Below are 17,470 nucleotides of genomic sequence, written 5' to 3'. Positions count from 1 at the left end.
TTTTGTTATCCGGTTTGAAGCCGTATGACCACTCCCTTTTGTGGGCAACTGTCAGGTGAATACCATCTCCATACACATAAGTTTTTAAAGACTATTTAATCGAACCTACAGCCCTTTCTTCCGGAAAGTATCGAATGCTGCAAGGCTGCTTATTTCAAACGTGAGGATCGATGAATCAACCCATAGCGCTCACTGATGGCTACACGTTTTGCATCGCAGGCACCGGTACGGAATACCGCTTGTGCGCTCCCTATCTGCTCCCCGAAGCGGTAGACCCAATAGCCATGCAGGCTGCTGCCAATCAGTCCCTCGACCTACATCCCTGTGCTGCATTGTCACGAGCTGCTTCAAGAGCTCGGAGCGCTGCCGCCTTTATGTTGCTATGTGTGGGACGAGCCGCGCAGGCCGAAGCCATTCTCCGAGAGGTGATATCCGCGCAGATGGTTTCAGAGGACGATGTTGCTCGCGTTAGCTCAGAACTACGCCTGGTGCAGGTTTTGCAGCGGCTCGATCGTGCAGATGAAGCTGTCAGCTTGGCCACCCAAGTAGTTTGTCGGTTGCAACCAACATCCGTTATGCGGCATTTCGCACTGCATCATCTTGGCAAGGCTCTCGTACAGACCGGCGCCTATGATAACGCTCGCGCCGTGCTGTCAGAGGCGCTCTCTCTACGCCAGGCTCTTGGCAAGAGTGAACTTATCGCATCCACTCTTGAGGCGTTATCGTTGTTGCCCTCAGAAGAACAAACGGCGCATCATCCATATGGTCAGACCTGGCATATTGGTCAATCGGGCGAATTTCGTCAGGGCGACTAGCCTTTTCGTGCTGTATTCAGGTCATCGTCGCCCCAAAAAAATCAGGTAGCCATGGCTCCCTAATCGCGACACACGGGGTGATTAACTAGCCGATGGCGGGTGCTAGTTGCCCGTTGGCGGGCTGCAGGTGTCCTTGGTTACGGCGTTGATAGCGCCAGGCCAGCAGTAGCGGCATACCGAGCAGCAGCTGGGCGGCCAGTGGGATCTCCTCGATGGGGGCGGCCAGTGCCCCTTCCGGAATAATGCCCCCCTCAATTTCGGCTGCCAGTTTGAGCTCCAGCGCATTGCCAAAGTCGGCGAAGGTGGTGGCATTGATCACAAATGCATCCTGACCTCCCGCCACGTTCTCCACATACCACTCTTGCAGCACCCCATCGGCATAGTCCTGACCTATGGTGATGCCGTTGATGGTATCAATGCCGGAGGCGAGCAGTTGATCCCGCACGGTAGAGGTATCCAGCCCGTTGTTCTGGATACCGTCACCCGACACATCCATCACCTGGCGGGCGGCGGTGAAGTTGTTGGTATCAAACTGCTGGGCACCAAAGGCCATGGCCGAACCGGGGGCCGTCATCCCCGCATAGGGGCGTACCAGGGCATCCAGAGTGGCGGCGAAGTTGTTGATGGAGGTCATGTCGTAGAGGTGGAACCAGTCGGTCATCAGACTTTGCTGGTTGCTGCTGCTCCACATGATCATCTGTACGGCGATGGAGCCGAGTTTGCCGCCACTGGTGTCGAGGATGGCGCTTTGTACATCCTGACTGTAAAAGGCGTCCACATACCCCTGTAATTGCAGATTGAATTCCGATGAACTGACGCTGCCCGACACATCCATCAGCAGTTGCAGTTCGGTATCGACTTCGGTCAAGGCGTATGCGGGGGAGGTTACCAACCACATCCCCAGCAGCCCTGCCAACGGTTTGAGTTTCATTGCCCACTCCTTCTCCTTGGCGCTAGTGCCAGCAGGGGGAATGAATAAAGCGTGCCAGCTTTGTTGCATCCTCTGACTTGGATTGGTCCGGGTGAGATCGGGCAGGCATGGAACTTGCGAGAACTTGCGACAGCGGTCAAAAGCGCTGATAACCGGCAGGAGTTGCGATGGAGATCCGTCCCTGGCAGTGGGCACCCAACTGGCTGCTACTTGGTTTGGCCAATCAGTGGGGCATGGTGTGGCTCAATATGGGTCACTTCAACCTGCTGGTGGTGTTGCTGATTGCTATCTGGTGGCAAATTGCATCGCGGGTTGCACCGAGCTGGCGCCCGCATCCACTGGCGCTCGCCCTCTTTATCCTGCTGATCCTGATCCCCAGCGCCAGCTGCAAGGCGCTGGCCTGTCTGCTGTTGGTGGCCTCGCTATGGCGCCGTCATCAGAGTGGCGATGAGCGGGCGGTGTTGCAGATTGTGCTCGCCTTTACCGTGGCGGTGTTGTGGGGGCAGCAGGTGTTTGCCCTGCTCTCCGGCCCTGTGCTGGCCCTCGATGCCTGGGGGGTAGGCCAGTGGTTGCAGCTGCTGGGCTGGGAGACTCGCCTTGATGGCAATCGCATCGAGCGGTTGGGGGGTCATGCCCTGATCGTGCTCAAGGGGTGCTCCTCGTTTTCTCAACTCTATCTGGTGGTGCTCTCCTGGCTGGTCTCCTGCTGCTGGCTGGCGCCGGAGCGCCCCCTCTACCGGCAGTGGCCCATGTTGCTGCTGGTCTGCCTGCTCTATATCGGGGCCAATCAGCTGCGGTTGGTGCTGATGAGCCTGGATCTGCGCTGGTATGGCTGGCTGCATACCGGCTCGCTGGCCCAGCTCTACCAGTGGGCCATCATGTTGCTGGTGATTACCATCCTCTTTATCCGGGGGCGCCGTGATGGGTCTGTCTAAGGGATATCTGCGGTTGGTGGCGTTATCAGAGCCGGGTGGTCAATATGATGCTGCTGGTGATGACCATCCTGTTTCTAAGGGGGCGCCGTGATGGGCCTATCTAGGGGATATCTGCTGCTGTTGCTGGTGGCACTGCTCAGTGCTGCCGCCATGGGCTGGCGTTATCAGAACCGGGCAGTTAACGAGGGAGCCAAGCCCATGCTGCTGGAGCTGCTCCAGATGGGCTGGCGCTTGCGGGTGGCTACGCCAGTATTGGGCGGCACCTATGTCAGCTATCAGCTGGCCCATCCCAGCTGTGACGGCCTGCTGCAGGCCATGCTGGTGGCACCGGATAGCGAGGCGATGTCAGTGACGCTGGCGAGTGAAGGGATGAGTCAGGGGGTGATGTTTTTAGGCGAGTTGCACCAGAGCCCGCCGCTGCTCTCTTACCGTCTGACCCAGGGTTGGCGCAAATTGTGGGGGCTGGCCCCTTATCCCCTCTATCGGGTGGCTTTGCCGACTTCTTGCATTGACCTTATTGCGCCGCCGCTGGGGTGACCGACCCCGGTTCACCGTTTGGCAGAATGCGGATCAGCAAGGTATTAGGGGCCAGCATGGGGTCATAGCGTGGCTCCAGCTCAATGGCGCGAGAGCCCAGCAAACGGGTGAGGGCGGTCAGTCGCACGCTCGCCATCCGCGCACTCTCCAGCATGTCAGTTTGCAGCCCGGGGCCGCTTACCAGCGCAATCCGGGCGGGATCCTTGCGGCCTAAAAACTGATGCAGCTGCTGCTCCTGATCCGCCGCAAGTTGCGTCTCCGCGTTCTGGTACTGCAGTTGCAGTTGCAGCTGGGGCTGTTCGGCCAGTTGCTGTTCCCGCAACTGGTTGAGGATCGGCAGGGTCTCATTGACCGGCTCCTGACGGGCGCAACCGGTGAGGAGCAGCAGCGGCAGCATCAGGGGCAACAGGCGGCACAGGGCGCTGTCTTTGGCTGTGGATCGGGGAGTCTGGTTGGCCATACGCAGTCACTTCAGGAGGATGAGTTGGCACCAGTTTGCAATGTTTTCAATCGCTTGGCCAGTTGTTCAATCTCGCGGCGCCACTGGATCCAGGCGGCAGAGGGCAGTTGCTCTGCCACCTGCCAGCGGGTCGGCAGCTGTTCGTGCAGGCGCTCCAGCAGCAGGGCGGCCTCCACCTGATAGCGGGCCTCCTGCTCCAGCCAGGCGAGCCAGCGCAGATCCTCGATGGCTTGCTGCAGCAGCAACAGATCGTGGGAGAGGCGGTGCGCCTCGCAGGCTTGCGGGCCCAGCAGCATAAAGTCGCTCTCCCGCCCATCGGTGGGGTCGTAGGGCAGGGCGGTGGGCATGCGGCCATGCCACTGCAAATAGCCTTCGGCGCCGCTTTGCCACAGATAGAACCCGGCGGCTCTCGGGGTGCCCAGATTGTAAAACCAGGGGGTGACCTTGTGCTGGCGCACTCGCGCCACATCGGTCTTGTCGGCGCCAAAACCTGCGTTGATCAGGGCAATCTCCACCTCTGCCAGCAGACCAACCTGACCCGGATGATTGAAGTGGCCCGCGCGGATCACCTCCGGATCCCGCCGTTTCATCTCCCGCGCCAGGGTGGTGATGGCGGGCAGGGTGGCGAGATCGGGCTCATCAAACAGGCTCCATGCCAGCGGTGGCAAGCCGCTGGCGGTCAGCGCCTGTTGCCGCGTCTGCCACTGCTCCAGCTGGCTGGCAGGGTCGCCCCCCCAGCGTTTGAGCGGGGTATAGGCCAGCAGCGGCGGCACAAACCCGAGCCCGGCCGCCTCTCCCATGATCTCCCGCATCCCCGCTTCATCTTGTGGCAGGGCGGGCGAGAGGCCGCTGATCCCGAGCTTGGCGAGCCGCTCCAGATCGCAGCGACTGGCTGTGGCGATCTGCTGTTGCAGCGCCTCGGGGTTGGGGCTCAGCCAATTCAGATAGGGGGGCGCTTCGACATAGATGCCGACCGGCTTGCTGGCCGCGGGCAGGGTCAGCGGCAGCACCTCGATAGTCAGCGGCAATTGCACCAGTTGCTGTTGGCTGAGCAGCTGAATATTGCCTAGATAGCGTCCCGCCGGGGCGTCTCTGGGGACGGTCATTTGCAGCACCAGACGCCGTGGCACCCCTGCCAGCAGGGTGAGCCCGGCGATCCCCTCGACCAGCTCCTGATCCGAGGGCGCCAGCAGGGTGCCGCTCGCCTGCGGGCGAACCAGATGCCACTTGCCGTAATAGGGGGTCAGCGCCAGCGGCGATCCTGCCTGTTCGGGGGGCTGGATCACCAGCAAGGGGGCCGGATCGTCGGTGGCGGTGTGGATGGCAAATTCCAGCAGCAGCTGGCTGCCACGGGCGGCCAGCACCGGTTGTGAAGCCTGCTGCAACGCATCGGTCGCAGATAGCGGGGCGATCTGCAGGGTTGGGGCGGCATCCGTAATCGGCGTGAGGCTCAGTTGCTGCGAAGCTGGGACTGGGGCTGGGATTGGGGAATAGGGGGCCAGGGTCCACTTTTCCAAAAACAGCTGGCGCTGCTTGGTCAGCACGCTTGCGGTAGCGTCGGCCAGCCTCTGTGTATTAGCCTCGGCATGCATAACATGGCCTTTATCACCATTCGATGGGGCGACCTCGTCGGTGCTGGCCGGATAGGGGGCAAGCAGCAGCCCCGCCAGGTATTTGGCATCCGGTGAGTGGCCCACCAGTGTGATAGTGAGCGGGCCGCCGCGGTGGTTCAGAGTGACATGAACGGGGCCGCCTTGTCGTGCCCCGAATAGCTGCCAGGGATCCGGATTTGGCAGTGCCTCGCGGGACTGCCCCGCCAGATAGCGCTGCGTTAGCCACTCCTGCGGTTGCCACTGCTCGGCCCAGATGGGCTCGCCATTGACCAGCACGCTGCGCTCGAAGGGGTGGGGCAGATACTCCCATTCACCTGGGTCATCCAGCCAGAGGGTGAGCTGGTAGCGCCCCTTGGCGACCTCCAACCGTACGCCATCCAGATTGCGCAGTCCATCGCGCACAAGGGCATCACCGGAGGGGCGCAAGATGGGGGTGGGATGGCCAATCAGCCGGGGATCCCCCGGGCTCAGGGGCTCAAAGCCGGTAAAGCGGGGCGCAGCCGCCGCCCCCAGATCCAGCGCAATGGTGCCCTCAGGCAGAGTCAGACCGGGCTCCCAGTACCAGCGGTGAATGGTCATTGAGGGGGCGTTATCGGCCATAAAGAGATAGAGCTTGGTGAGTTTGTCCAACGCCAGCGCTCTGGACTGGCTGGTGCGCCACTCGCTCAAGGCAAAGCGCTGGGTGAAGGGGCCGGGTGCGACAATCCGCTCCAGATTGACCCGGCTGCGGTAGTTGACCGAGGCCTCATCGTCGATACGCAGGATCAGGGTCTGCGGGCGGGCGCTGGGGTTATGGCCCTCGATCACCAGTTCATCATCGCTGCCTATTGGCCAGTTGTGGGTGCGCAGATCGAGCCGCTGGGGTGTCTGGTTGCCCGTCAGGGGCAGTGGGGTCTGCCCCTCCAGCCGGGTGGCGGCCATTGCTGCATTGGCGCAGAGCAGGATAACCAGCCAGAGCCCTCTGCTCATCCGGGCAGCCCCTTCAACCAGTTGTTCAGCTCGGCAGCCTTGTGATCCCAGCTTTGCAGGGCCACCTGCTGTTGGCGAGTGTGGCGCCCTTCGCTGCGGGTCAGCCCCTCCCAGCCACTCTCCTGCAACCAGCCCGGATTGGGTTGATCAAAGGCGGCCCGATTGATGGCCTCGGCCAGGCTCTCCCCACTGCGGGGGAGCTGGATCTGATCCCGATAGCCATCGAGCGCCGGAAAATCGGTGCTGACGATGGGTCGCCCTGCGGCCAGATATTCACGCAATTTCAACGGATTGCAGGCACGGATCTGGGCGTTGTCGACAAAGGGCAGCAGGCTCACCTGCCAGTGCTGGGCATAGGCCGCCAGGGTGTGGTGGGGACGGGGCCCCAGCAGATGGATATTGGGGAGCCCCTTGAGGGGGGAGATATCGGTCTGGACCGGGCCAATCAGCACCAGATCCCAGTGGGGCAGGGCGGCGGCCGTCTCTGCCAGAAGGGGAATATCAATCCAGTCGCTCAGGCTGCCGTAAAATCCGGCAATCGGACGGCCGGAGGGGAGATCCGCCGGACGCTCTCTGGGGGGCATAAACAGCTCGAGATCCACCCCGTGGCTGAGGAGCCGGGTTTTATGGGGGGGAAAGCGGCTGGCCAGCGCGGGGCTGGCGGCCAGAATGAGATCCGCTTTTTCCACCAGTCGGGCCTCGCAGTGGGCGATGGCCTGATGATCCACCCCCGCCAGCGCCGAGAAGTCATCGCCGCAGTAGTAGATCACCGCCCGCTCTTCGAGCTTGCCAATCAGATCGACGGCGCTGGGCAGGGAGATCCAGAGCAAGGGGCGATCCAGCTCGGGCAACTGGCGCCTGATCTGCGCCGCCAGCCAGTGGCCATTGATCTTGCCTGCCAGCCGACTGCCGGGCAGTGGCAAGGCGAGCGGCGGCAGTACCCGGGGGCTGCTGGCGTCGGCTGGCGCAACCGACTGGCCGCCAGCATGGCGCGCGCCGCGCAGCACGGCCCCCAGTTTGCGGACGATGCGGGTGAGATCATGAAGGGTAAAGCGGGGACAGCGCATGCCGATGGAGTTGACCCAGAGCACTTGATAATCGGGCAACAGACGCTTGATCAGGTGCTGGGTGCTGGAGGGGTGCTGGCCCCAATCCTCGCCCAGCACCACCAGTTGCGGCAGTGAGTGTGGTTTCATGCAAAGGTCTCCGAGGCGTGTGCGGGGTCGCTATGATCCTGTGGTTGCAAGGTGCGCAGTACTGTGGCCGGTACACCCGCTGCCAGCACACCTGCGGGCAGATCCCGAGTGACGACGCTGCCTGCGGCGACAATGGTGCCGGCGCCTATGGTGACACCGGCCATCACCATCACCCCGGTGCCAAGCCAGACATCCTGCTCCAGCACAATGGCCCCCACCTGTTCATCGCGATCCGGCAGGCCCCGGGCGCGATCGCGGGCGTTGACCGGGTGCCCCGGGTAGCCCGCCAGAAAGGCACGGCCAGCAATTCTGACGTTATCCCCCAGCACTATCTTGCTGCCCACCGCCAGGGTGGTCTGCCAGCCAATGCCGACATTGCGGCCAATGACCAGCTTTGGTGTCTGGCTCGATGCCCGGCCGCTGATGGTCATGGCGGCGCTGAGGCGGCAGTCGGCACCGATTTCGATGGTGACCGGACCGCTGATATAGGGGATGCCACCATAGAGATAGAGGCGCGGGGCGGGGGCCGTCAGGCGAGATTGAAACAAGGGGGTCCACCAAAGGGTGCGGGTCAGGGTTGCCAGCGCGTTGCTGCCCAGCAGATAGAGCCGATAAAGCAGCCGATGCAGGGGAGGGATCACGGGGAATGACCAGTGGCGGGCACTTTTGGCCAGTTGCCATACCCGGCGGGCCAGTGGCGTTTCCCCCTGTTTGGCCCAGCTTTTCATCCGGTGCAGGTTGATGGTGTTCATGGCGACCTCTCCCTCTGGTGCAGTCCGTTGCTCGCTAAGCAGAAAGCAGGGATCGGGCCAACAGGACGACCCCAGTGTGATCGGGCCAAATGGGGCTAAGAGGAGGGGCAGATTGCGCTGGTCGGTGCAATTTGCAGCCCGCGTTGTGCAAAACGCAAATGCCAGTCTCATTCTGGGCCTGTTCAGGCCGGTTAAGCCGCACAGAGGGGCTATCGCTTCAGGGCAGGTGTGAGTGGCGTGGGCTTTGCATTAGCGGTAGCTGACCCGAAGCGGGATGCTTCGGGTGGCTGGGAGGCCCTATGAAACTTGGTGTGAACCAGATTGCCATGCTCTATTACGCCGGCGGCTTGCTCCTGATGAAGGGGATCTCCCTGCTGATGCTGCCGGTGTTGACCCATCAGCTGCTGCCTCGTGAATACGGCCAGCTGGAGGTGCTGCTGACCCTCATCAATCTGGGTTCCCTTATTTTGGGCTTCGGGCTGGTGGATGCCCTCTACCGCTTTGCCGGATTGGCGAAAGATGAGCAGGAGCGTCAGCAGGTGGTGGCCCGCATGTTTGGGCTGGTCTGGCTGATCGCCCTGGCCAGTCTGGTGCTGCTCTGGCTGCTGGCGCCTTTGGTGCAAGCCTGGCTGCCGGTTGAAACCCGCCTTGCGGATGTGCGCTGGGTGCTCTGCGCCCTGCCGTTTGAAGGGGTGATCGGCGTGCCGCTGGCATGGCTGCGCATGCGCAATCAGGCGCGGCTCTTTTTCGTGGCGACCGCAGGCAAGGCGGTGATCCAGTCGGTGCTGACCGGCTGGTGGCTCTGGCTCGGTTGGGGCGTGAGCGGGGTGCTGGCCTCCGGCACCCTGACCTGCGTTGCACTGGCGCTGCTGCTCAGTCTCTGGCAATGGCGAGATAGCGGGATCCGCTTTGACTGGGAGCACTATCGGCCGCTGCTGCGCTATGGATTGCCCCTGGTGGTGAGCGGGCTGGCAGGCTTTGCCCTGAGCGGACTGGATCGCTGGTTGCTGGCCGATGTGGTGGGGGAGGCGCTGCTTGCCTACTACGCGGTGGCGGGCAAGCTGGCGCTGGCGGTGGGGCTGTTGCTGCAACCCTTTGCCCTCTGGTGGTATCCCCGCCGTTTCATGCTGCTGCGCGAGCCGGATGGACTGCGACTCAATGCCCACTACAGCGTGATGGGGTCGGTGCTGGGGTTTGTCACCGCGGGGATTGTCGGGCTCACTGCCCCCTTGCTTATTCGCTGGCTGACCCCGGAGAGCTATCACGGGGCGATCGCCTACATTCCGCTGCTGGTGCTGGGGATGGCGGTGCGCAATGTTTCGGACTTGCTCAATGTCGGCTGCTTTAGCGGCGAGAAGAGCAATGCCCAGATGGTGATCAATCTGGGCTGCAGCGCCCTTGGGGTCGCAGGCTTTCTGCTCGCCATCCCCCCCTTCGGGGTTGCCGGGGTGATCTGGACTCTGCTTTTGGTCTATCTGGTGCGGGCGCTCGCCTTTTATCTGGTTAGCCAGCGGTTGCTGCCGCTGCCGTATCGCCTCTCGACCCTCTGGGCCAGCTCCCTCGGGGCGCTGGCGATGGTCTGGCTCGGCCAATGGTGGGCAGGATCATGGCTCGTCTAACGCCAGCCATCTGGGCAAGCACCATCTGTCTGGTGCTGGCCCTGCTCTGGTGGCGGCTGCCCCATCCTTTGCTGCTGCCGGTGCTTGGCCTTGCCATTCCCGCCATCTGGTTTGCCCTGCGCTGGCCCTTCTTGATGGTGCTGGGGTTTGTCACTTTCTCCTTTTTTCGGCTGCATGAGGTGTTCCCCCAGCTCTATCCCCTCAAGATCCCGCTGCTCTTCTCGCTGGCCGCCATCGGCGCACTGGTCTGGCACATTTTGCTGACCGGTCGGATCAAGCCCTACTGGAGTCCAGCCCTGAGCTGGCTGACGGCCTTCTTTGTGATGGTCTCCATCGGTGTGCTGTTTGCCAGCAACCGGGGCGAGGCGATCGCCACCTGGACCGGCAGCTACAGCAAGATCTATCTGATGACCCTGGCCACCGCCTGGCTGGTGCGTACCCCGGGGGATTTTGCGTTGGCGGTGCGCACCTTCGTGGTAGCGGGCTGTCTGGTGGCGCTGGTGGCCCTCTACAACAAGGCGAGCGGGATCGGGCTGGTGGAGGGGACCCGGGTGACCATAGGGCGCGAGCTGGGCTCTGTGCTGGGGGATCCCAACGATCTGGCGCTGGTGCTGCTCTTTCCTGCCGGCTTTTCGCTGAGCTTGCTGCTCAATCAGGGTAATGGGGTGGGGGGGCGTTTGCTGGGGGGGCTTGGCTTTGCGCTGACCGCCGCCGCCATTATCGCCACCCAGAGCCGCGGTGGTTTGCTTGGCGTGTGTGCGGTCAGCGGCCTGTTTGCCTGGCAGCGGGTGAAGTCGAAAACCCTGTTGATCTCGATGGGGATGGTCGCGCTGCTGGTGCTGTTTGCCGCTGCCGGGATCAGCGACCGGGCATCTGGCGGCGCCGCCGAGAGCGGGGTCGATGCCTCGGCCATGGGGCGGATCTACGCCTGGCAAGCGGCCTGGGGGATGGCGCTGGGCCACCCGCTGGTGGGGGTGGGCCTGTCCAATTTCTATTACAACTACTTCTTCTACAGCCCCCATTGGGATGGACTCAATCATGCGGTGCACTCCACCTGGTTCGGGGTGCTGGCTGAAACCGGCTTTGTCGGGTTGGCGCTGTTTATCGGCATGGTAACGGTGACCCTGCGCAGTTGCTGGCGTTGCCAGCTTGCTGGCATGCCTCCTGCAGTGATCACGGCGATGCAGGGGGTGATGGCCAGCATGGTGGGGTTTGTGATTTCGGGATCCTTCCTGACCCAAGGGTTTACCTGGCCCATCTATCTGGAGTTGGCGCTGGCCGTCGCCGCTATCAAGTACGTGCAGCATGCGGCCACAGAGGTAAAGGCCACCGCTGAGGATCATCAGGAGGCAACCCGGTTGCCGGCAGTGCCACCAAAGGGAGCAAGAGGATGAACGCAACCCCTGTTTTGCTGGTTCACTACGGAGAGGACTGGATCCGCGGCAGCGAACGCTGCCTGCTGGATCTGCTGGCCCACCTCGATCGCAGCCGGTTTACGCCCCTGCTTTGGTGCAATAGCCCGACGCTGGCGGCAGAGGCGGCCACCCTCGGGGTAGAAACCATGGTCGAGCCGTTCAGCCTGCTGCTGGGATGGCAGGCGCCCCGTTTTGATTTTGCAGCCCATCGGCGCCTCTCCCGGCGAGCCAGAGAGCTCATCACCGAGCGGCAGATTGGGCTGGTGCACGCCAACAGCGCGGCCCCTTGTCAGTGGCTGGCGGGGGTCTGTCGGGCGTTGCAGGTACCGCTGGTGTGCCACCTCCATGCCCGTTACCAGCCAAGAGACAGGTTCAGCCTGCGGGTCCATCAGGCAAGCGTGCTGATCGGGGTGAGCGAGCCGGTATTGGCCGGTTGGCGCCAGGATGGCTGCACGGCCGAGCGGTTGATCCGGATACCCAACGGGGTGGATGCCGCTCGCCTGAATGACGGTGCTCACTGGCCGATCGTCGGCATGCTGGGCTTGCCACCGGGGGATATGATCATCGCAACCGTCGGCTCATTGATCAAACGCAAGGGGATTGATCTGCTGATCCGCTCGCTGGCAGCCCTGATGGCATCGGGGGAGGAGGCTCAGTTGCTGATTATTGGCAGCGGCTCGGAGCGGGAAGCATTGATGGCGTTGGCTGTCGAGCTCGGGGTGGCCGAGCGTGTCCACTTTCTCGGCGAGCGGCCGGACAGCGCGGCTATCTTGCGGGGCGGGGTGGATCTGCTGGTCTCCGGAGCCCGTGAGGAGGTGTTTGGTCTGACGTTGGCGGAGGCGGGCATGTTGGGGCTTCCGGTCAGTGCCTATCGGGTGGGCGGCATCCCCGAAGTGGTGGAGGAGGGGGTGACCGGCTTGCTGGCAACCCCGGGGGATTGGGCCGAGATGGCTGATCACTGGCGGCAATTGAGCAATCCGCAGCGCCGATGTGAAATGGGGCGGGCCGCTGAGCTGCGTGCCGCACAGTTGTTCACGGTGGCGCGCTACGTTGACGGGGTCACGGCGGTTTGGGACGCCGCGCTGGCTGGTCGTTGGCACGCCGCGGCCCCCACACCCTTCCGACCACTCATGCATTGGGCGGGGCAACGACTCCTTGCCAGAGGGAGCAATATGCTGGCAAGTGGGATGGCAAGAGTGGCGCAAAAAGTGCAACTGGGGTTTGGCCGCCGCAAGGTGCCAGAGTAAGGGAGCAGTAAGATGAGCATGCAAACTGAGCCGGTGTTTGGAAAGATCATCGTCGTGGATCCCATCCCGTTTCGCGGGGGCTCCAAGGTTGCGACCGAAGTGCTGCTCGATGAGTTGGCCAAGCGGATGCCCGAGCTCACATGCCATGTGTTGACTCAGGATCCCGACTCCTGGCCCCGTTGCCAGCATCATCCTCTTTGGCTGCCCCACATATTGAAGGGGCGGGAGTCCGGCATCGGCTATCTGCTCAAACAGGGGTGGCAGACCCTGCTGATCCTCTGGCTGGTGTTGCGTCTGGGGCAGGTGAAGTGCCTGGTGGCGGCGTCCGGGCCGGGGGTGGATCTCTGTTGTTACTGGGCGGCCCGCTGGTTGCGGTGCCGGGTAGTTCAGTTGATCCATGGCCCTGTGGGGTGCTCGGGGCTCTCTGCCAGAGCCCTGCAACGGGCGAGTTTTGTATTTTATCTCGAATCGACCCGCAGCTCCCTGGCGGCGCTGCTGGCCCGGCTTGGCGAGACCGAGTTCCCGTCACACTGGCAGCCATTTACCAACGGTTTGAGCGAGATTGATTGGCCCAAAGCGACCCTGGGTGGGCCCCGCATTTTGTGGGCGGCCTCGTTGCTGCGCTGGAAAGGGCTGGAGACCATGCTTGCCGCCCATCAACTGATCCCTGACGCTCGCCCCGAGCTGATGGTGTGCTATCTGCAGCCCAAGGGCACGCTGCAACCCTGCAGCCAGCCTCAGCCACAGCTGCCAGATACACACTGGTATGCCAATCCCGCCAATCTTGACGAGATCCGGTCTCAATGCGGCATTTTTGTCTCCACCAGCCATCAGGAGCCGTTCGGTCTCTCCATTCTGGAAGCCATGGCGGCAGGATTATGCGTGGTGCTCCCGGCCGATGGGGCCTGGTGGGACCGACACCTCACCGATGATGTGAATTGCCGCAAATATCAGCCAAACGATCCCGGCGATCTGGCGCGGGTGCTGGCCAGCCTCAATGCCATGCCCGATGTGGTCAAGCGACTTGGCTATCATGCCCGCCTGCATGCCATGGCCCATTACAACGCGGCGGATACCTATCAAAGCACACTGGATCAGTGGGAAGGCATGTTGCGATGGGATGCGTTGAGCCTTGCCGTGCATGGTTAGCGCGCAGTGGTTCCCCGTGGGGAGGATGGGGCGTATGAGGGACTTATGGGCAGACTGGTTGCGGGAGGCTGGGTGACTCCGCCACTCTGATGCAGTTACGGCCGGATGATTTGGCTGCGTAGAGCGCAGCATCAGCCAGTTTTACCAGTTCAGACGGCTGCCGGTGACTCGATGGTCTGAGACAGGCGACACCCATGCTAACGGTTACAAAACCGGTGGCATTTTGTGCGTGTGGCTGCGCGAGTGCAAAAATCAGCCGCTGGATATGTTGGGCAATCTCATAGGCGGATTGACGCTCGACATGTGGCAGCAGGATGACAAACTCCTCTCCGCCGTAGCGGGCCACCAACTCCCCCGAGCGGCGCCCGGATTGCGCCAGGGTATGGGCCAGCAATCGAAGGCATTCATCACCGGCAACGTGGCCATAGAGATCGTTGAACTGCTTGAAATGATCGATGTCGAGCATGATGAGCGCAATCGGCATCTCTGTCTGAATACAGTGCTCCCAGGCCTGGTGCAATGAATTGTCGAACAGACGGCGGTTGCCGATATTGGTGAGCCCGTCGGTATTGCTGAGTGCTTCCAGTTTCCGGTTCGCTTCGGCCAGCTCTTTGGTTCTGAGCTCGATAATCAGCTCCAGCTCATGCTGGCGCTCCTCCAGATTGGTCATCGGATAGATTTCGTTCTCGCGAGCCAGACCGTAAGGGATGGAGATGCTGCTGTGAGCAATTTTCCACTCTATGGCTTCATGCCGAAACATCAGCACCAGTCTGGCAGTTTGCCGAGACAGGATAGGTTCTGATTTCGGTAGATGGATATGGAAGAAGGCGGTGACAGCCACCACGTCAGCGGCCAGATCTTGCAGGCTCACATCGAGTATTTCCAGGTGGATTCTGTCCGTGATCTGGGCAAAATCGCGGCGGGTTATCCGGATCCACTCATCCCTATCGGTAACCAGAACATCACTGCTGCCGGCAAAACCGCTGAAATTGTCGCTAAACCGCGTTGTGAGCCGATCATCCCGTGATGAATACATCTCGATGTACTCATCAAACAGTGAGCGGATCAACGGTTCCCGTTCAGTGGTCATTGCGCTGGGCCCATGTGAAGTGGTCACGTTTTTAAAACGTTCGATTGAACTATAGTCAATTATGTCATTTCATTTGGCTATCTATCTTGATTTTTATCGTTTTTTTGTTCGATTACCGCTATTGGCAAGTGTCCGTAAGGTCAGTCAGAACAAGGTGCCATGGAGAGGATTAACATGGCTGTCCGGTGCATATCCTCCCCATCGCTATTGCGCATCGGGTTGACCACCGGTGACATGACGGCGAGTCTGCATGCAGATCCCCAGACTGCAGGCATCAGGTAACCCAGAGTGCCTCGCGGCGATCAATGGCTGGCGAGATAGGGGCTGATATCCACCTCGTCAATGAGCTCCGGGCTCATGTAACGCTTGGCATAGCGCAGGTAGACGCCAGAGCGGAGAAAGAGCGCAAACAGCTCGGGGTCGATATGGTGATCCTGTTGCATGAATCCCATGATGCGGATGGCCTCCGAAAGAGATTTGGCTTTCTTGTAGGGGCGATCGCCGGCCGTCAGCGCCTCGAAGATATCGGCGATGGCCATCATCCGGGCAGGGATGCTCATCTCGTCCCGTTTCAGCCGCTTGGGATAACCTGTGCCATCCATCTTCTCATGGTGTCCCCCTGCGATTTCCGGCACCTGTTTCAGGTTGGCGGGGAAGGGGAGTTTTTCAAGCATGATGATGGTCTGGATCATGTGCTCGTTGATCTTGTAGCGCTCCTCATCGGTGAGGGTGCCCCGGCGGATGGCGAGGTTGTAGAGCTCGCCGCGGTTATAGAGGTATTCGGGGGTGTTGACCTGAAATCCCCAAGGGTTGTCAGGGGCAAGGCGGTCGCGGTTGCTGCGGGTGAAGAGGTGATCCGGGCGATCGGCCAACAAGGGTTCGGTGACCGGCAGCGGTGACTCCGCGGCCCGCTGTTTGCGCGTCAGTTCATCCTGAGAGATGCCAATCCGATCGGAGAGCGTGCGCTGCCAGGTGCGGCCCGCGATCTGCTGCAGCCTTGCAATATCCTCTGTGGCCATAAATTCGCCCCCTTCGTTGCAACGGGCGATAAAGGCAAACTCCTCATCCAGCTGTTGCCACTGCTGTTGCAGCGTGGCCTGTAACGTGGCCTCATCACCCCCGTGGAGACGTGCCTGCCAGTAGGCAATCTCGGCATCCCGTTTCAGCACTTCAAAGCGCATCCTGACCTCGTGAATGCGATCGCACAGGGTTTCCAGCTTGGTGGCCTTGTCGACCACAAACTCCGGTGTGGTGACTTTGCCGCAATCGTGCAGCCAGGCCGCGATATGTATTGCTTCCCACTGTTTTTCATCGAGCGAGAAGTGTTGGAAGGGGCCCTCCTTGGTCTCACATGCCGCTTCTGCCAGCATCTTGGTCAGTTCGGGGACTCGTTGACAGTGGCCACCGGTATAGGGGCTCTTGGCATCAATGGCCCCTGCGATGAGCTGGATAAAGGCTTCCAGCAGATTGCGCTGCTCCTCCAGCAGTCGCTGGGTGGTGAGTGCCACGGCGGCGGTGGAAGAGAGCGCGTTGACAAATGCCATCCGCTGCGGGGTCAGTGACTTCTTCCGTTCATCGATCAGAAACACCAGGGTGCCGAGCAGTTGGCCATCACGGTTTTTCAGGCCAATCGGCCAGAAGGTCAGCGGCGTGTCGCTCTCCTCAATGTAGGGAAACAGGATCTGCAATTCGCTGGTGACCAACGCAACGGGTTCCAGTTCTACTCCTTGCAAGCTCTGGAACAGTGGGTGTTTTGGCTGATTGAGCGTTCCGATGCTGTGGATCGGCGTTTGCTCCTGCACCTCGCCATTCCAGCACAACCCTGCCAGATCCAGCGTCTTGTTGCCGCTATCGGAGAGGTAGAGCATGCAGCCTGTTGCACCGGTCAGTTGCTGCATTTCGGTGAGCAGCCGCACCAGCAAGCGGGGGAAACTGGTCTCGCTGGAGAGGGAGGTGGAAAGCTGCAAAAAGCGCTGGATGGTCGATTTCATGTCGCCCATGGCCTGGGAGAGATCGATGATTTCAGCAATATAGGAGTTGACCCTGATCGGATCGTTGAAGTCGAAGTGGGCGATTTTTCCTGCTTCTTCTGTCAGATCATCAAGGGGCCTGGCGGCGGTTCTGGCCAGCTTGATGGCCGCGAACAGGGCAAAGATCAGGAAGATGCCCGACAGAAGGAAGGTCTGATTGCGAATGGTGATGACCTTGGCCAGCAGTTCATCGACAGGTGCCGCAATCCAGAGTGATTGTCGTGACTCATCCGCTTCCGGCAGCTCAATATGCATACCTTGCCAATCTCGACCGTCTGATTGAAACGTCAGTTTATCGATCTTCTGGCGTTGGCTGGCATCGATGAGCCGTGGAAGCATCGGAAGGTCGGCCTCCACTATCTTGGCCAGTCGAAAGGTGCCGTTCTCACCGTGAATGATCATCCCGCCCTTATGGCTGGTCATCAGTTCTCCCCGATCATTGACAATAGCCAGCCGCATATTGGGGGTGATCATGGCGGACTTGAGCAGGCGTTCGATGGAGCGCAGGCTCATATCTACCCCGATGACGCCAGCCCCGTTTTGCATCGGTTTGGCAACACTCACGTTGACTTCCCGGGTATCGAGCGTGATGTAGGGTGGTGTCTGAACCAGTTGCCCGGCCTGCTTGGCCTGAATAAGAGCCGCTAACAAAACCTCTCAGCGAAGCGCGAGCAGATCACGGCGCAAGCCAGCGTCAGTAACGCAAGGTGGA

The 17,470-nt window shown here is 61.2% G+C and carries 14 protein-coding genes; 7 read left to right on the top strand and 7 right to left on the bottom strand.

The annotated features are described in order from the left end of the window. Window positions 1–170 precede the first annotated feature (170 nt). Window positions 171–815 (top strand): hypothetical protein, encoded by a 645-nt coding sequence (locus NOM06_RS20160; protein WP_255912941.1) that lies wholly within the window; start codon window positions 171–173, stop codon window positions 813–815. Window positions 816–900: 85 nt separating this feature from the next. Here the strand turns inward: NOM06_RS20160 and NOM06_RS20155 are convergent, their stop codons facing one another. Continuing rightward, window positions 901–1,746, bottom strand: a complete 846-nt coding sequence (locus NOM06_RS20155; RefSeq protein WP_255912940.1) for a DUF1194 domain-containing protein — start codon at window positions 1,744–1,746, stop codon at window positions 901–903. A gap of 167 nt (window positions 1,747–1,913) precedes the next feature. On the opposite strand from NOM06_RS20155, the gene NOM06_RS20150 reads away from it, so the two are divergent. Together NOM06_RS20150 and NOM06_RS20145 are read left to right on the top strand one after the other, a co-directional pair. Beyond that, a complete protein-coding gene (locus NOM06_RS20150) occupies window positions 1,914–2,681 on the top strand; it encodes a hypothetical protein (RefSeq protein WP_255912938.1) in 768 nt (255 codons plus the stop codon). A 90-nt stretch (window positions 2,682–2,771) separates the two neighbouring features. Then, window positions 2,772–3,218: a hypothetical protein gene (locus NOM06_RS20145; RefSeq protein WP_255912936.1), complete on the top strand. Its 447-nt coding sequence runs from the start codon at window positions 2,772–2,774 to the stop codon at window positions 3,216–3,218. Here the strand turns inward: NOM06_RS20145 and NOM06_RS20140 are convergent. The 4 genes from NOM06_RS20140 to NOM06_RS20125 are packed head-to-tail and all read right to left on the bottom strand — an operon-like array spanning window position 3,196 to window position 8,208. Beyond that, window positions 3,196–3,678 carry a hypothetical protein gene (locus NOM06_RS20140; protein ID WP_255912934.1) on the bottom strand — a complete coding sequence of 161 codons (483 nt, stop codon included), beginning with the start codon at window positions 3,676–3,678 and terminating at the stop codon, window positions 3,196–3,198. The two genes, NOM06_RS20145 and NOM06_RS20140, sit on opposite strands and share 23 nt — an antisense overlap. 11 nt (window positions 3,679–3,689) lie before the next feature. Then, window positions 3,690–6,260 (bottom strand): hypothetical protein, encoded by a 2,571-nt coding sequence (locus NOM06_RS20135; protein ID WP_255912933.1) that lies wholly within the window; start codon window positions 6,258–6,260, stop codon window positions 3,690–3,692. Beyond that, a complete protein-coding gene (locus NOM06_RS20130; RefSeq protein WP_255912932.1) occupies window positions 6,257–7,456 on the bottom strand; it encodes a glycosyltransferase in 1,200 nt (399 codons plus the stop codon). Before NOM06_RS20130 ends, NOM06_RS20135 begins: the two co-directional genes overlap by 4 nt. After that, window positions 7,453–8,208, bottom strand: coding sequence for an acyltransferase (locus tag NOM06_RS20125; protein WP_255912931.1), 756 nt, complete (start codon window positions 8,206–8,208; stop codon window positions 7,453–7,455). The genes NOM06_RS20130 and NOM06_RS20125 overlap by 4 nt, the downstream gene beginning before the upstream one ends. Before the next feature lie 299 nt (window positions 8,209–8,507). On the opposite strand from NOM06_RS20125, the gene NOM06_RS20120 reads away from it, so the two are divergent. From NOM06_RS20120 to NOM06_RS20105, 4 genes are read left to right on the top strand one after another with little or no spacing between them, the layout of a single operon-like run. After that, the gene (locus NOM06_RS20120; RefSeq protein ID WP_255912930.1) at window positions 8,508–9,827 is read left to right on the top strand and encodes a lipopolysaccharide biosynthesis protein; all 1,320 of its coding nucleotides are present in this window, start codon (window positions 8,508–8,510) and stop codon (window positions 9,825–9,827) included. Continuing rightward, window positions 9,815–11,221 (top strand): O-antigen ligase family protein, encoded by a 1,407-nt coding sequence (locus NOM06_RS20115; RefSeq protein ID WP_255912929.1) that lies wholly within the window; start codon window positions 9,815–9,817, stop codon window positions 11,219–11,221. The genes NOM06_RS20120 and NOM06_RS20115 overlap by 13 nt, the downstream gene beginning before the upstream one ends. Next, window positions 11,218–12,489, top strand: coding sequence for a glycosyltransferase family 4 protein (locus tag NOM06_RS20110; RefSeq protein ID WP_255912928.1), 1,272 nt, complete (start codon window positions 11,218–11,220; stop codon window positions 12,487–12,489). The genes NOM06_RS20115 and NOM06_RS20110 overlap by 4 nt, the downstream gene beginning before the upstream one ends. A gap of 12 nt (window positions 12,490–12,501) precedes the next feature. Then, the gene (locus NOM06_RS20105) at window positions 12,502–13,638 is read left to right on the top strand and encodes a glycosyltransferase family 4 protein (protein ID WP_255912927.1); all 1,137 of its coding nucleotides are present in this window, start codon (window positions 12,502–12,504) and stop codon (window positions 13,636–13,638) included. A gap of 43 nt (window positions 13,639–13,681) precedes the next feature. Here NOM06_RS20105 and NOM06_RS20100 read toward each other — a convergent pair whose 3' ends face one another. Together NOM06_RS20100 and NOM06_RS20095 are read right to left on the bottom strand one after the other, a co-directional pair. Then, window positions 13,682–14,728 carry a diguanylate cyclase domain-containing protein gene (locus NOM06_RS20100; protein ID WP_255912926.1) on the bottom strand — a complete coding sequence of 349 codons (1,047 nt, stop codon included), beginning with the start codon at window positions 14,726–14,728 and terminating at the stop codon, window positions 13,682–13,684. 302 nt (window positions 14,729–15,030) lie between these two features. Further along, on the bottom strand, window positions 15,031–17,409 hold the full coding sequence (locus NOM06_RS20095; RefSeq protein ID WP_255912925.1) for an HD domain-containing phosphohydrolase: 2,379 nt from the start codon (window positions 17,407–17,409) through the stop codon (window positions 15,031–15,033). Between the last annotated feature and the right edge of the window lie 61 nt (window positions 17,410–17,470).

It is taken from the genome of Aeromonas sp. JL9 (assembly GCF_024436075.1).
GTDB classification, from domain to species: domain Bacteria; phylum Pseudomonadota; class Gammaproteobacteria; order Enterobacterales; family Aeromonadaceae; genus Aeromonas; species Aeromonas veronii.
Note: the sequence above shows the minus strand (reverse complement) of the source record. Positions and strands in the feature narration are given on the sequence as shown.

What these genes read in the sequence shown, in the direction of transcription:
- NOM06_RS20105 (WP_255912927.1), top strand. Translation starts at nt 12,502, where the DNA reads ATGAGCATGCAAACTGAGCCGGTGTTTGGAAAGATCATCGTCGTGGAT.
- NOM06_RS20130 (WP_255912932.1), bottom strand. Translation starts at nt 7,456, where the DNA reads ATGAAACCACACTCACTGCCGCAACTGGTGGTGCTGGGCGAGGATTGG.
- NOM06_RS20160 (WP_255912941.1), top strand. Translation starts at nt 171, where the DNA reads ATGAATCAACCCATAGCGCTCACTGATGGCTACACGTTTTGCATCGCA.
- NOM06_RS20110 (WP_255912928.1), top strand. Translation starts at nt 11,218, where the DNA reads ATGAACGCAACCCCTGTTTTGCTGGTTCACTACGGAGAGGACTGGATC.
- NOM06_RS20125 (WP_255912931.1), bottom strand. Translation starts at nt 8,208, where the DNA reads ATGAACACCATCAACCTGCACCGGATGAAAAGCTGGGCCAAACAGGGG.
- NOM06_RS20115 (WP_255912929.1), top strand. Translation starts at nt 9,815, where the DNA reads ATGGCTCGTCTAACGCCAGCCATCTGGGCAAGCACCATCTGTCTGGTG.
- NOM06_RS20100 (WP_255912926.1), bottom strand. Translation starts at nt 14,728, where the DNA reads ATGACCACTGAACGGGAACCGTTGATCCGCTCACTGTTTGATGAGTAC.
- NOM06_RS20145 (WP_255912936.1), top strand. Translation starts at nt 2,772, where the DNA reads ATGGGCCTATCTAGGGGATATCTGCTGCTGTTGCTGGTGGCACTGCTC.
- NOM06_RS20155 (WP_255912940.1), bottom strand. Translation starts at nt 1,746, where the DNA reads ATGAAACTCAAACCGTTGGCAGGGCTGCTGGGGATGTGGTTGGTAACC.
- NOM06_RS20150 (WP_255912938.1), top strand. Translation starts at nt 1,914, where the DNA reads ATGGAGATCCGTCCCTGGCAGTGGGCACCCAACTGGCTGCTACTTGGT.
- NOM06_RS20135 (WP_255912933.1), bottom strand. Translation starts at nt 6,260, where the DNA reads ATGAGCAGAGGGCTCTGGCTGGTTATCCTGCTCTGCGCCAATGCAGCA.
- NOM06_RS20140 (WP_255912934.1), bottom strand. Translation starts at nt 3,678, where the DNA reads ATGGCCAACCAGACTCCCCGATCCACAGCCAAAGACAGCGCCCTGTGC.
- NOM06_RS20120 (WP_255912930.1), top strand. Translation starts at nt 8,508, where the DNA reads ATGAAACTTGGTGTGAACCAGATTGCCATGCTCTATTACGCCGGCGGC.